The organism is Mycobacterium sp. Panama NTM2, assembly GCF_054355555.1.
The window spans coordinates 4,249,401-4,262,344 of record NZ_CM135953.1; the positions used below are offsets into that span (position 1 = coordinate 4,249,401).

Genomic DNA, 12,944 nt, shown 5'->3' on the forward strand with positions numbered 1-12,944 from the left:
TCACGCGATGCTGTCACTGCAGTCTAGCAGTGTGGTACTAACGGTAGCGCAGCGAAACCGCTCGTATTGGAGGGTGATGGTGCCCGAAAGCGTGTTGCCGCCGGAGCGGCTACCCTCGCACACCACGACCTGCATGGGTTGCGGCCCGGACAACCCTCACGGACTGCGGCTAGTGGTGCACCGCAGCGGCGACGCGGTGTACACCGATGTGACGTTCGACGAGCGGCATATCGGGGCCCCGGGCCTGGCTCACGGCGGGGCAGTGGCCGCCGCATGTGATGACGTCCTGGGCTTCACGTTGTGGATCGCCGGCACCCCAGCGGTCACCCGCACCCTGACGGTCGAATATTTGCGGCCGGTGCCGCTGCATCAGACCCACCGGATTACTGCCCACATCGTCTCTCGTGAAGGGCGGGCGCTGCATGTCACGGCGACAGGCACGGGTGAGGGTGGGATCGCCCGCTTCACCGCCAGTGCAGTATTCATTGCCGTCAGCCCTGAGCACTTCGCCGCACACGGCGATGTCAGCGCTTTCGGCGATCTTCTGGAGCAGTTCTCGCGCCGCGGCGGTCTCGACCCGGAGGGCGTGTCAGATGGTTTGTGTAGCTGTGGCTCCTAGTGGATGGAGCACTATCGATGGATATGACCGCTGAAGAGCAGCTCTCTGGTGCTGATGCTGTGGAGCAGCTTCGCGCTGCAGGGGTGTTGGATGACGTGTTGGCCAGGATTGATGCCGGCCAGCTGCAGTTGACCGGGCAGGGTGGGTTTCTGCCCGAGATGGTCAAAGCTGTCTTGGAGCGCGGACTGGCTGCCGAGCTGACCGAGCATCTGGGCTATGACAAGGGCGATCCGATCGGGCGGGAGCTGCCCAACGCCCGCAACGGGTTCACACCCAAGACGGTGGCCAGCGAGGTCGGCGACGTCGGATTGGCGATCCCACGCGATCGTGACGGCAGCTTCCGCCCGACGCTGGTCCCCAAGGGTTCGCGGCGCCTGGGCGGCCTCGACGACATGATCATCTCGCTCTACGCCGGCGGGATGACCATCCGCGATATCCAGCATCATCTGGCCGCCACGATCGGCACCGAGCTCTCCCACGAGACGATCTCCAAGATCACCGACGCGGTGCTCGAGGAGGTCACCCAATGGCAGAAACGGCCGCTCGAGGAGCTCTATCCGATCGTCTACCTCGACGCTTTGGTCATCAAGATCCGCGACGGCCACCAGGTCAAGAACAGAGCGGCCCATATCGCTATCGGTGTCGATCTCGACGGCATCCGCCACGTGTTGGGGATCTGGGTGACCGCCAACGAAGGCGCGAAGTTCTGGGCCGGGGTGTGTGCTGAGTTGGCTAATCGCGGCGTCAAGGACATCCTGATTGTGTGCACTGATGGGCTGACCGGGTTCGCCGAAGCCGTCGAGGCGACCTGGCCGCAGACCACGGTGCAGACCTGCGTGGTGCATCTGATCCGTAACTCGATGCGGTTCGTGTCCTACGGCCAGCGCAAGACGATCGCGGCGGCACTGAAGACCATCTACACCGCTCCGACGGTCGACGCCGCGGCTGAGGCGTTCGAAGAATTCGCCAATTCCGCTCTGGGGCAGTCGAATCCGACGACAGTGATTGCCTGGCGTAACGCCTGGGAGCGGTTCATCCCGTTCCTGGCGTTCCCGCCGGAGTTGCGGCGCATCATCTACACCACCAACGCGATCGAATCGCTGAACTACCAACTGCGCAAAATCATCAAGAACCGCGGCCATTTCCCCAATGACCAGGCCGCAGTGAAACTGCTGTGGCTGGCGATCTGCAACATAGAAGACAAACGCGCCCGAGAACGTCAAAAGTTCATCGACGACCCCCTCGCCACCGGTGACCGCTCACGCCACAACCGCCTCGTCGAAGGAGCCCGCACCAACGGCTGGAAACAAGCCCTCGGAGCCCTCGTTCTCAACTACCCCGACCGCATCAACCCCTACCTGTAAACCGCCACCTACACAGAAACCTTGACAAGCTCGACCCGGAGCCGTCATGACTTTCCCTCAGGCGCGCAGCCACGGGAAAACCCTGCCTTCGGAAGCGAACTCGGTCGCTACCGAGAAGCGGGCCGCTAACGCGTCGCGTTCACGCGCCTCCGCACGGCGCCGCGAAACAATTCTGGATGCAGCTTTGGCCGTGGCCGCGGCCGGTGGTTACGAGGCGGTTCAGATGCGGACGGTTGCCGAGCGGGTCGGCATCGCCGTCGGCACGCTTTACCGCTATTTCCCGGCGAAAACCCACTTGCTGGTAGCAGCGCTGACGCGCGAGTTCCGTCGACTCGACTCCGCCGGCGACTGGGCGAGTGGTGAGGGCCCACCGCTGCAACGGCTCGAACGCCTCACCGCACATCTGCATGACCGCTGGCAGCGCGACCCACGGCTGACGACAGCCATGACACGGGCCTTCGCCGTCGCAGACACCCGCGCCGCCGCGGAACTCGACCGCGCGGCCGATGAAATCCAGATCCTGCTGGCCCGCACGCTCAGGGGCGGCGAGCCCACCCCTACCGATCTGCACGTCGCTGGGGTCATCTCCGACATCTGGTTGGCCAACCTCGTGGCCTTCAGCGGCCACCGCGCGACAGCCGCCGACACCCGCGAGCGCATTGACCGAGCCACCAGGCGCGTCGTGACCAGCGCTGCTCGGCCCACCGCAAACCGGTAACGATACTATTAGTATCGCAGCGCTACTTAGCGTACTCTTTGGAGATACGGCCCATGATGCGTTCGAAAAGAGACTGCCATGTACACCCAATGGATCGAAAACCTTGTCGTACAACGCCTCTCGCTGCGCGGCGGCCTGGTTCTGGATTTCGATGACTACAACGAAATCGTCATCTCCTGCCCCCTGCTATTGACCCTTCCTGCCGTCGGCACCTACCCCATCGAGGCGGTGCGTATTGACCCCCTCAGGATCGCAACCCACGAACGTCCACTGCTGAACCTCGCCGGCGCGGTGTGCACCCAAGCCTGGTCCAGCGACGATGGAGGGCTACACCTGAGCTTCTCGGGCGGGCACCGCATCGATGTCGACCCCGACGCTGAACAGACAGCATGGGAGCTCTATGGCATGCGCCACGGCTACATGGCCTGTCTGCCCCGGGGGCGGGTTCGCGTGGTCCGCCATGACCTCCCCGACACCGACGACGCCAACATTCTCAACAGCGCCACGCAATCATCGGCGGGGTCGGCGCGGCAGACGCACTAAATGGGCCGCGGACACGGGGACGGGTCGACGTGGGCGGCAATGCGTCGATCAGGTTGAACGTGGACCGGACTGCCCTGGCGACATCGAGGCGGGCGAGCATTCCCCGATGATGCTGTCGAGGTTTTGCTGCACCCGTTCCGCAGCGATGCCAACCGATGGTGAATACAGCATGATGTGGTCGAGGACGCCTTCGTAGCGTCTCAGTTGTTCCCGGACCTCGTGTGCCGTCCCTGCGACGCCCATGGTGTCGATCATCTCCTCGGACACCGCGGCGAACATCGCCGGGAAATCGCGCTGGGCGAATGCTTCCCGGATGGTTCGGCCTTCGCTGGCGAAGCCGTTCACATCAAGTACCGTCTCGTAGGATTTGACCGAGGAGTAGAACGCAATCTGCTGCGCCAGTTCGCGCCTGGCGACCTCGGCGTCGTCGTGGATGGCGCACATCACCATGGAAATGATCTCCACGTCACTGGGGTCGCGGCCGGTGCGCGCGGCACCCCTGGCGATAGCGGGCCGGACTATCTCCTCGACGTAGGTGGTGGTGAACAGGGGATGTCCGGCCAGGCCGTCGGCCACCCGCCCGGCCGCCTCGCACATCCGGGGCCGGACACCGGCAGTGACGATCGGGATCGGCCGGCTGGGGGGACCCACGTCGCCGGTCGGGGTGAGATTCATTCTGTAGAAACGGCCCTCGTGATGGATCGGCCCTTCATGCAGGTTCCATATCCGGCGCAGCAGCATCACGAGTTCTTCCATCCGCAGCGCGGGTGCGGAAGTGTCGGGCACGCCGTGCCAGTCGCTCATCATCCGTTTGGTGCCGTTGCCGATGCCGAGCACCAGCCGTCCGTTGGAGAGTTCGTCGAGATCACGCGCCTCGGTGGCCAGCACCAGCGGGCTTCGGCCGACGCCGTAGAGAATGGAGGAACCGATCCGGCAGTTCTGTGTGCTGTTGGCCATCGCGGCCATGGAGATCGATCCGGACCGGGAGTAGAACTCCGAGGCCCATACGGCGGCGAACCCGGCCGCGTCGGCGGCCTGGGCGGTCTGGGCCAGTGACTTCAAATCCGCGCCGAGAACCGACAGGCCGTAGGTGCTCATGACTGGTCTCCTGTGCGCGGGCGCAGGCCGTCGAACATGACGGCGCTGAGGGTGCTGGCGACCACCGTCTCGTCGAGGTGGTTCCCGGTGACCAGGTACATGAGTGCATTGATGGTGACCGCGCCGAACAGCGCAATGGACGTCGATCGTGCATCGGGCTGAGCGACGAGGGAGCCGTCGCGGGCCCCTTCGACGAGCAGAGTTTCAACCGGTTGTTGGTATGCGGTATTGATCATCTCGGCGATGGCCGGCATGCGGGCCGCTCGTCCCAGTTCGCCGATGAGTGCACGGCATACCGCTGGCCGCTGCGCCATTGCCCGCAGTTGTGCGCGGATGACAAGTTCGAGGCGTTCGGCACCGGTGCCGTCGGTGTGCACGATAGCGGTCACGGCCTCGGAGATGTCCTTGAGGAGGTCTTCGAGCAGGAAGGCAAGGATGTCCTCTTTGCCGGCGAAGTAGTAGTACAGCGTCGCTTTCGGCACACCGGTCACCGCGGCGACGTCTTCGATCTTGGAGTCGTTGAGCCCCTTCTCGGCGAACAAGTCCGCCGCGGCGCAAAGCCGGTCAGAGATCTGACGTGGAATCTTGCGCATTGCCCCACCTGTCCCGTTCAGCCGGTTTAGACTGCCAGTCTAAACCGTCGTTACTTTGGTGGTAGGAGGGCTCGTGGTCTCGGTACAGATTCGTTACGACCCGTTCGACGCCTCGATCCTCAACGACCCCTATCCGACGTATCGGTTATTGCGTGACGCGGCTCCGGTGTACCGCGCCGAGGAATCCCATACCTGGGTGTTGAGCCGCCACGCCGATGTCCAGGCCGCAGCACTGGATCACGGCACGTACTCCTCGGTGGACGGCATCTTCCCCACCCCGCCGGGATCGGACTTCATCGGTTCGTTCCTGCCGATGATGATCGTGATGGACCCTCCGCGCCACGACCAGTTGCGTGCCCTGGTCAGCCGGGCGTTCACTCCCCGGCGGGCGGCCGGGCTGCAGGGCGCCATCACACAGATGGCCGCGGAGTTGTTCGAGCGCCTCGACGAGGGTTCCGGATCGGCGGACTTCGTGACCGACTTCGCCGCGATCCTGCCCGCCGCGGTGATCGCCGATCTGCTGGGCGTTCCCGCCACCGATCGTGATCAGTTCCGATTGTGGTCGAGCCAACTGGTCCAGGTCGACGTCAACCACGGACAAACCACCGACGCACTGACCGCCGCCGCCGCGATCTACGCCTACTTCACCGACTTCCTCGCCGACCGCCGCAAGAACCCCCGCGAGGACCTGATGTCGGCGTTGGCCAACGCCACAGTCGACGGGATCGGACTGACCGACGAGGAAGTCCTCGGCTTCTGCGCGCTGCTGCTCGTCGCGGGCTACGAGACCACCACCAATCTGCTGGGGAACTCCGCGGTCGTGCTGGCCCAGCATCGGCAAACCCGCCGACGCCTAGCCGCCGATCGAACACTGTTGGGGCCTGCGGTGGAAGAGTTGCTGCGTTACGACTCACCTGCACAGGGACTTTCACGAACCCTGACCCGCGACGTCACCCTGCACGACACGACGATGCGTCAAGGTGAGAAGGTGCTGCTGTTGTTCGGGTCGGCCAACCGCGACGAGCGTGCCTTCCCCGATCCGGACGTGTTCGACATCGAGCGCACCAGTGAGCACCAGGTCGCCTTCGGTCGCGGCATTCACTTCTGTCTGGGTGCGGCGCTGGCGCGGATGGAGGCCCGCATCGCTCTGGATGCGTTGTTGGACCGGGTGCCTGACTGGGAGGTCGATCTTGAATCGGCGCGGCGGCTGCGGTCCGGGCCGATCCGGGGCTACACATCGCTGCCCATCACTTGGACCACACCGGTCTAGCCCGTGCCCTTCTTCGACGACGCGTCGTGTGCTTCACCGCGACGGCCAGGTTCATCGCCGTCGATGTCGAGCACTCCGCCGCGCATGTCGACCTCGGCGCATTCGGCGACATGCTCAAACGATTCGCAGGCTCGAACGGTGATTGAACCCATGGCCGGACAGGAGAAAGGGGCATGGTGGTGGCAGTGACATTCGCGCACTTCGATGAGCAGATCGCCGGCCAGCTGCTCAGATCGGCGAACACAGCGGGTGGACTGTCGACGTTTCTGAGCTTTCGGCACACCGAACTCGCCGCCGGTCGGCTGGTGGCAGAGATGGAAACCCGCGCCGAACTGCTCACACCCTTCGGCACCCTGCACGGCGGATGTCTATCGGCGATGGTCGACCACTGTCTCGGAGTCGTGTTCTACCCCGTCATTCCGGGCGGATCATGGGTCGCCACCACCGAATTCAAGCTGAACCTGCTGCGACCCGTGTCCAGCGGGGTGTGTGTCGCCGTCACCGACATCGTGTCACTGGGCAAGCGCAGTGGAGTAGCGCGCATCGACATCAGCAACGGCGACAAAGCCGTCTGCGTAGCCCAGGGCACGGTCACGATCGTGAACGCCGCGGGCAACGCACAATGAAGGTGCTTGTAACGGGTCGCACGCTTCGGGCGGACTCCGATCTTGCCAGGAAGGTGTCATGACCTCCGCCGTGCAGCATCGGGTCCGAACCCAGGACGGGATCACCCTGGCCGCCGACTGCTACGACCACGATGACGCCCGTCCCGTCGTGCTGCTCCTGCACGGCGGCGGCCAGAACCGGCACGCGTGGAGCGCTTCAGCGCGTCGTCTCCACGCATGCGGATACACAGTCGTCGCCTACGACACCCGCGGTCACGGCGACAGCGACTGGGACCCAGCCGGCAGGTACGACCTCGAGCGACTCGCGACCGATCTGCTCGCCGTGCGTGAGCACTTCAGCGCCGATATCGCCCCGGCCGTCGTAGGTGCATCTCTTGGGGGCATGACCGTGCTCGGCACGCATCTGTTGACATCCGGGGCGTCGTGGGCGGCGGTCGTCCTGGTCGACGTCACCCCGCGGCTTGAATTCCAGGGCGCTCGTCGCGTGGTGACGTTCATGGCCGCACATCCCGATGGCTTTGGCACCCTCGACGACGCCGCCGAGGTGATCGCCGCGTACAACCCCCATCGCTCGCGCCCGGCCAACGTCGACGGCCTACGCAAGGTGCTACGGCAGCGTCACGACGGCCGCTGGATCTGGCGGTGGGACCCGGCATTCATTCACTCCAACTTCGACTTCCTCCGCGACGAATCGACCACGGGAACGGAGCAATTCGACGCAATCAGCCACCTGCTGATCGACGGAGCCCGACGGGTCAGCGCCCCAACACTTCTCGTAAGGGGCCTGTTATCCGACGTGGTCTCCCAAGCCACCGTCGAGGAGTTCAAGCAACTGGTTCCCCACGCCGAGACCGTCGACGTATCCGGCACCGGACACATGATCGCCGGCGACGACAACGACGCCTTCAGCTCCGCCGTCACCGAGTTCCTCGGCCGGAGCTTCCTGTAGGTCGCAACGTGATCGAGCACCATCGAGCGGCCAGTAGAAAGAACTGGGCTTGACTTCACTGCGCGCGGAGCGAAGCCCATGAATTGTTCTTCGCTTAAGGCCGACTCTGACCGCGACAGGCTCTGGTCGAGCTAGACGCTGCTACGCGCTTGTTGGCCACCATCGGCGTCGAAGAGTTCCTTGGTCCAGCGTTCGAGGATTTCTGCGCTGTCCCAGTCGTCGGGATGAAATCCGCCGCGGGTGTAGGAACGAAAGCGCTCAATTGCTGCTGAGCTGAATAGCGGGTTATGCCGGAAGGCTCGAAGGCTGCGCAGCAACCGCACCGGGTTGTAGGCGGCACGGTCACCGGCCAGAGAGCGGGTGGTCTGGATAACCAACTCGCTGAACAAGAGGAGGCTGGCGATCCGCATCCCCCAGACCCTGGTGCGTTCGCTTCCACCGACCGTCTCGTAGACATCGAAAGCGACGGCCTTGTGCTCGCATTCTTCCAGTGCGTGCCAGAGCAGAATAGGCCGCACTTCGGTGTAGCCGATGAGTTCCTGAGCTTCGTCGCTGGTGAGAATGATTTCGGCGAATGTCGCCGTGTAGTGCTCCAGGGCGGCCGTCACAGCCAGGCGCATCGTGGGAGAAAAACGCTTCTCAAGTCGGCCAACCAACTTCTTGATATGCCGATCGATCCCCTCGGTGGGATAGCCCATCGCTTGGAGCCGATCGTTGAGCAGCCGATGCTGGTGTCGGTGGGTGGCCTCTTGTGCAATGAATCCCTTGACCGCCTCCTTGAGGTCAGCGTCGCTGATGTGGTCCCGGTACTCGCGGACTGACCGGATGAAGAAGTCTTCGCCTTCGGGGAACGTGGCCGACAAGGTGGACACAAAGTGGCTCATCACCAAGTCGCCATCGACGAAGTGCTGCCGACTGGTCCCAGCAGGCATGTCGAATCGAACACGGCGGGGCTTCGGGACGACCCGCATGGTGGGCCGTGTGGACGAATCGTCGCTCATGTTGTTCTCCCGTTCGTCAAAGGCACGCTGGCAATCTGACTCTAAGCCTTGTCAGAATTAGATGGCAAGCTATCCACGTGGTTTCGGCGCGGGTGTATAGCGGGATGTCCGCCGAGGAGCGTCACCGGAACCGGCGCACCCGTCTCATCGAGGCCGCAACCGAGTTGATCGGCACGCGCGGTGTTGCCGCCGCCACTGTGACTGCCGTCTGCGCTGAATCAGGCGTCACGTCACGCTACTTCTACCAGCACTTCTCCGGCCGAGACGCCCTCCTGCGGGCTGTCTACCAGCAGCTCTATGCCACCTTCCAGGAGGTGATAGTCGACGCGATCCCCGATGCCGGCGAGCCACCGGAGGTGCTGGCGTACGCGCCGATCCGCAGGCTGGTCAGCATGATCGACAACGACCCTCGGCTGGGTCGGATCCTGTTCGTGGAATCTGCCACCGAACCGCTGCTCCGAGAGCTACGCAGCGAACTGATGGCGGGTTTCACCGACCTCGTCTTGCGCGAAGCCAGACTCCACCTCGACATCGCCGACTCCGCCGTTGGGGTTGCCCATTTGGCTTCGACCTTGGGCGTGGGAGGGCTATTCGAAGTCTTGCGCCGCCGACTCGACGGAGAACTCGAGTTCACCACCGATGAACTCGTTCAGCACTGCGCAGGTTTACTGGGCAGCCTCGGCAATTACGTGCTGCTGCAGAACACGGACCAGTCGGCCACAACCGAAGCCCGACCCCACAGGTAGCGGCCCGCGGCCCCGCTACGCGATGTGGCCGTCGGTGCATTCGATGTCAACGTCGGGGACCAGCAACAGCAAGACCCTGAACGACATCCAAGGCCAGTGTCGTCGACTGAACAGCGTCGGCCCTGGCTTCCAGAAGCCAACTGAGGGTTCGACCATTCCTCTGCCTACTGTGACCGCGGCCGCGGGCCTACTCGATAGCGGCCGCCACCACGTGCACTACATGCGGTAGCGTAGCGATACCGACAGTATCGCTACCATTCGCGACCAGTGGAGGTCCAGTGACCGACGGCACTGCAGATTCCCCCAGCCAGGCCACGCGCCGTGACCGGCGGGCCAACGGATCCCCCGACCCCGCCGACACCCGCGAGTACAGCGAACGGTTGGCAGCGCTAGCCCGATTCACCCTCCGGCACAAAGCCCTGGTCATCGGGGTATGGCTGGGCGCCGCAGTGGTTCTCGCACTGCTGTTCCCCCAGCTGGAAACCGTGGTGCGCCAACAGTCGGTGGACCTCATTCCTCGCGATGCCCCCTCCTTGCAGACGGTTGACCGCATGAGCGCCGCGTTCGGCGAAGAAGGCTCAAAAACCATGGTGTTTGTCGCCATGGAAGACCCCAATGGCTTGACTCCAACTGCGCGGCAGCGCTACGGCGAACTCGTGAGCCGGTTGCAGACCGAAGGCGACCACGTCCTGCTGGTGCAAGACCTACTGGCCGATCCGATTACCGAAGCCCAGGCGGTCAGCGTCGACCGCAAAGCCTGGTACCTGCCCGTCGGCGTCGCCGGCACCCTCGGAGACCCCACGGCCGCAGAATCCGTCAACGCGGTGCGCGACATCGCCGCGGAGGTGTTCACCGGCTCGACCACGACCGTGCAAGTGACGGGACCACCGGCGACCTTCAGCGACATGATCGCCTCGGCCGAGCACGACCTGCTGCTGATCTCAATCGCTACCGCGGGCGTGATCGCCCTGATCCTGCTGATCGTCTACCGGTCGGTGTTCACCGCGCTGTTACCGCTGCTGGTAATCGGGTTGAGCCTGGCGGTCGGGCGCGGCGTGCTGTCCGCCCTCGGCGAGATGGGCATGCCGGTCTCCCAGTTCACCGTCGCCTTCATGACGGCGATCCTGCTCGGCGCCGGAACCGACTACACCGTGTTCCTGATCAGCCGATACCACGAGCAGCGCCGCGCCCAAGTACCCGCCGATCAGGCCATCATCCACGCCACCGCCAGCATCGGGCGTGTCATCCTCGCCTCCGCCGCCACCGTCGCACTCGCGTTCCTGGCCATGGTCTTCGCGCGGCTCAGCGTCTTCGCCGCCCTGGGCCCCGCGTGTGCCATCGCCGTGCTGTTCGGATTTCTGGCCACCGTCACCCTGCTGCCACCCGTGCTGTCGCTAGCCGCCAAACGCGGCATCGGTGAACCCAAACCCGACCGCACCCGCCGCTACTGGAACAGCGTCGCCGTCGCCGTGGTCCGCCGTCCCGTGCCACTACTGATCGTCAGCCTGGTCATCTTGCTCGCCCTGTCGGCAGCCGCTGCAACCATCAAAATCAGCTACGACGACCGCAAGGGACAACCAGACACCACGGCCAGCAACCAGGGCTACCACCTGCTGGACCGCCACTTCCGCAAAGACGTCGTCATCAGCGAATTCCTCGTCGTGGAAAACCCGACCGACATGCGGACCGGGAAAGGACTGGCCGACCTCGACGAGATGGCCTCCCGCGTCTCCCAGATCCCCGGCGTCACCAAAGTTTCCGGAGTCACCCGCCCCACCGGAGAGCGCCTCGACCAAGCAGAACTGGCCTGGCAGAACGGCCAGATCGGCGACAAAATGGCCGGCGCGGTCGCCGAGGGCAACTCACGCAAAGACGACCTCGCCAAACTCACCGGCGGCGCCGACCAGCTCGCCGACGGCCTCGCCCAACTCGACAGCACCGTGCGCACCGCCCTCACACCACTGGCCGGAATCCTCACCCAAGCCCAATCCGCAGGAACTCAGGTCAACCAATTCCGGCCACTGCTGCAACAGCTTTCCGCCACTGCCCCCGCCGTCGACCAAGCCATCCAATCCGGCCCAGGACTACGACCGCTGGCCAACCAAGCCCAAAACGCAATCACCCAGCTCGACCCACTCGTCGGCGCCCTCAACACCTCACCGTGGTGTGCCACCACCCCGCAATGCGCCCAAATCCACGACCAGGTGAAGATCCTGGCCACTCTGCGCGACAGCGGATTCTTCACCCAGATCGCCGACCTCGGGGACCGCTACGATCCCGCCACCAATGCCACAGTCGGTGGCACCCTCGCCAACGTCGAGAACGCAGTCGCCTCGCTGGACAAGGCATTCGGAGCCCTCGGTGACCCCGCCGACCTGGCCACCAACCTCCGCCGATTGCAGGACGGAATCGGACAGCTGGCCTCCGGCGCCCAAGCACTCGCCACCGGCGTCCGCACCCTCGCCGACAGCAACATCGAAATGCTGTCCGGCATGAGCCAGATCGCCACCCAACTGCAAAACTCTTCACGCGCAGCGGCCGACTCCGACTCCTCGAGCGGTTTCTACCTGCCCGCCAACGCATTCGAGAACCGGCAATTCACCGACGTCGCCGAACAATTCCTCTCACCGGACGGCAAAACAGCGCGGTTCATGATCGAAAGCAGCCACGACCCATACAGCGTTGAGGCGATGGACCTCGCCAGCCGCATCACCGACACCGCCAACACCGCACGACCCAACACGTCACTCGCCGACGCCACCGTGTCCGTCGCCGGCTTCCCCGCCGTCAACTCCGATATCCAACGACTCCTATGGGCCGACTTCGCACAACTGGCCATCGCCACCATAATCATCGTCGGCGTCATCCTGATCCTACTGCTGCGCGCACTCCTGGCACCCCTCTACCTCTTAGGCACCGTCGTGCTGAACTACCTCGCCTCGCTCGGCATCGGCGTTGTGGTCTTCCAATGGGGACTAGGCCACGAAATCGCCTGGCCCGTACCATTACTCGCATTCATCATCCTCGTCGCCGTCGGCGCCGACTACAACATGCTGCTCGTCTCACGGCTCCGCGAAGAATCCGGGACCAACATCCGCGTCGGCGTCCTGCGCACCGTGGCAAACACCGGAGCCGTCATCACCTCAGCGGGCCTGATATTCGCCGCCAGCATGTTCGGCCTCATGGTCGGCTCAGTCGCCATCATGATCCAAGCCGGCCTCATCATCGGCTTCGGGCTGCTGCTCGACACCTTCCTCGTGCGCACCCTCACCGTGCCCGCCATCGCCACACTCCTACGCGAAGCCAGCTGGTGGCCCACCAAAGCAACAAACCCGCGACGTGGTCAGACCAACGCAGGAGGCATGAAGGACGCACCTCACGTGCTGGGACTATCTCGCTAACGGTGTTTCCGGCGGT

At 64.3% G+C, this 12,944-nt stretch carries 13 protein-coding genes; 9 read left to right on the top strand and 4 right to left on the bottom strand.

Features of this window, described 5'->3' with window-relative positions:
• Nucleotides 1-79 precede the first annotated feature (79 nt).
• The 4 genes from ACXYX3_RS20270 (at nucleotide 80) to ACXYX3_RS20285 (ending at nucleotide 3,244) form a co-directional block, all read left to right on the top strand.
• Nucleotides 80-619, top strand: a complete 540-nt coding sequence (locus tag ACXYX3_RS20270; protein WP_458612158.1) for a PaaI family thioesterase — start codon at nucleotides 80-82, stop codon at nucleotides 617-619.
• Nucleotides 620-636: 17 nt separating this feature from the next.
• Nucleotides 637-1,983: an IS256 family transposase gene (locus ACXYX3_RS20275; RefSeq protein WP_396884637.1), complete on the top strand. Its 1,347-nt coding sequence runs from the start codon at nucleotides 637-639 to the stop codon at nucleotides 1,981-1,983.
• 46 nt (nucleotides 1,984-2,029) lie between these two features.
• The gene (locus ACXYX3_RS20280) at nucleotides 2,030-2,701 is read left to right on the top strand and encodes a TetR family transcriptional regulator (RefSeq protein WP_152515078.1); all 672 of its coding nucleotides are present in this window, start codon (nucleotides 2,030-2,032) and stop codon (nucleotides 2,699-2,701) included.
• A 78-nt stretch (nucleotides 2,702-2,779) separates the two neighbouring features.
• Complete coding sequence (locus ACXYX3_RS20285) at nucleotides 2,780-3,244, top strand: DUF6188 family protein (protein ID WP_152515077.1); 465 nt, start codon at nucleotides 2,780-2,782, stop codon at nucleotides 3,242-3,244.
• Nucleotides 3,245-3,292: 48 nt separating this feature from the next.
• Here ACXYX3_RS20285 and ACXYX3_RS20290 read toward each other — a convergent pair whose 3' ends face one another.
• Together ACXYX3_RS20290 and ACXYX3_RS20295 are read right to left on the bottom strand one after the other, a co-directional pair.
• Nucleotides 3,293-4,342, bottom strand: a complete 1,050-nt coding sequence (locus ACXYX3_RS20290; RefSeq protein ID WP_152515076.1) for an LLM class flavin-dependent oxidoreductase — start codon at nucleotides 4,340-4,342, stop codon at nucleotides 3,293-3,295.
• Nucleotides 4,339-4,935 carry a TetR/AcrR family transcriptional regulator gene (locus ACXYX3_RS20295; protein WP_458608780.1) on the bottom strand — a complete coding sequence of 199 codons (597 nt, stop codon included), beginning with the start codon at nucleotides 4,933-4,935 and terminating at the stop codon, nucleotides 4,339-4,341. Before ACXYX3_RS20295 ends, ACXYX3_RS20290 begins: the two co-directional genes overlap by 4 nt.
• 73 nt (nucleotides 4,936-5,008) lie before the next feature.
• On the opposite strand from ACXYX3_RS20295, the gene ACXYX3_RS20300 reads away from it, so the two are divergent.
• On the top strand, nucleotides 5,009-6,205 hold the full coding sequence (locus ACXYX3_RS20300) for a cytochrome P450 (protein ID WP_152515074.1): 1,197 nt from the start codon (nucleotides 5,009-5,011) through the stop codon (nucleotides 6,203-6,205).
• On the opposite strand, the gene ACXYX3_RS20305 is transcribed toward ACXYX3_RS20300, so the two are convergent.
• The gene (locus ACXYX3_RS20305) at nucleotides 6,202-6,357 is read right to left on the bottom strand and encodes a hypothetical protein (protein ID WP_163672697.1); all 156 of its coding nucleotides are present in this window, start codon (nucleotides 6,355-6,357) and stop codon (nucleotides 6,202-6,204) included. The two genes, ACXYX3_RS20300 and ACXYX3_RS20305, sit on opposite strands and share 4 nt — an antisense overlap.
• 21 nt (nucleotides 6,358-6,378) lie before the next feature.
• Here ACXYX3_RS20305 and ACXYX3_RS20310 point away from each other — a divergent pair, with 21 nt between their 5' ends.
• Both ACXYX3_RS20310 and ACXYX3_RS20315 read left to right on the top strand, forming a co-directional pair.
• Entirely contained in the window at nucleotides 6,379-6,831 is a 453-nt protein-coding gene (locus ACXYX3_RS20310) for a PaaI family thioesterase (RefSeq protein ID WP_152515073.1), read from the top strand.
• 58 nt (nucleotides 6,832-6,889) lie between these two features.
• Entirely contained in the window at nucleotides 6,890-7,780 is an 891-nt protein-coding gene (locus ACXYX3_RS20315) for an alpha/beta fold hydrolase (RefSeq protein ID WP_152515072.1), read from the top strand.
• Nucleotides 7,781-7,911: 131 nt separating this feature from the next.
• Here ACXYX3_RS20315 and ACXYX3_RS20320 read toward each other — a convergent pair whose 3' ends face one another.
• A complete protein-coding gene (locus ACXYX3_RS20320; RefSeq protein ID WP_152515071.1) occupies nucleotides 7,912-8,781 on the bottom strand; it encodes a metal-dependent hydrolase in 870 nt (289 codons plus the stop codon).
• Between the two features lie 104 nt (nucleotides 8,782-8,885).
• Here ACXYX3_RS20320 and ACXYX3_RS20325 point away from each other — a divergent pair, with 104 nt between their 5' ends.
• Together ACXYX3_RS20325 and ACXYX3_RS20330 are read left to right on the top strand one after the other, a co-directional pair.
• Nucleotides 8,886-9,527, top strand: a complete 642-nt coding sequence (locus ACXYX3_RS20325) for a TetR/AcrR family transcriptional regulator (protein ID WP_152515070.1) — start codon at nucleotides 8,886-8,888, stop codon at nucleotides 9,525-9,527.
• A gap of 278 nt (nucleotides 9,528-9,805) precedes the next feature.
• On the top strand, nucleotides 9,806-12,928 hold the full coding sequence (locus tag ACXYX3_RS20330) for an MMPL/RND family transporter (RefSeq protein ID WP_458608781.1): 3,123 nt from the start codon (nucleotides 9,806-9,808) through the stop codon (nucleotides 12,926-12,928).
• The last annotated feature ends 16 nt before the right edge of the window (nucleotides 12,929-12,944 follow it).

Coding starts and splice junctions, on each gene's coding strand:
- ACXYX3_RS20320 (WP_152515071.1), bottom strand. CDS start 8,781: ATGAGCGACGATTCGTCCACACGGCCCACCATGCGGGTCGTCCCGAAG.
- ACXYX3_RS20325 (WP_152515070.1), top strand. CDS start 8,886: ATGTCCGCCGAGGAGCGTCACCGGAACCGGCGCACCCGTCTCATCGAG.
- ACXYX3_RS20295 (WP_458608780.1), bottom strand. CDS start 4,935: ATGCGCAAGATTCCACGTCAGATCTCTGACCGGCTTTGCGCCGCGGCG.
- ACXYX3_RS20310 (WP_152515073.1), top strand. CDS start 6,379: ATGGTGGTGGCAGTGACATTCGCGCACTTCGATGAGCAGATCGCCGGC.
- ACXYX3_RS20275 (WP_396884637.1), top strand. CDS start 637: ATGGATATGACCGCTGAAGAGCAGCTCTCTGGTGCTGATGCTGTGGAG.
- ACXYX3_RS20315 (WP_152515072.1), top strand. CDS start 6,890: ATGACCTCCGCCGTGCAGCATCGGGTCCGAACCCAGGACGGGATCACC.
- ACXYX3_RS20305 (WP_163672697.1), bottom strand. CDS start 6,357: ATGGGTTCAATCACCGTTCGAGCCTGCGAATCGTTTGAGCATGTCGCC.
- ACXYX3_RS20280 (WP_152515078.1), top strand. CDS start 2,030: ATGACTTTCCCTCAGGCGCGCAGCCACGGGAAAACCCTGCCTTCGGAA.
- ACXYX3_RS20290 (WP_152515076.1), bottom strand. CDS start 4,342: ATGAGCACCTACGGCCTGTCGGTTCTCGGCGCGGATTTGAAGTCACTG.
- ACXYX3_RS20285 (WP_152515077.1), top strand. CDS start 2,780: ATGTACACCCAATGGATCGAAAACCTTGTCGTACAACGCCTCTCGCTG.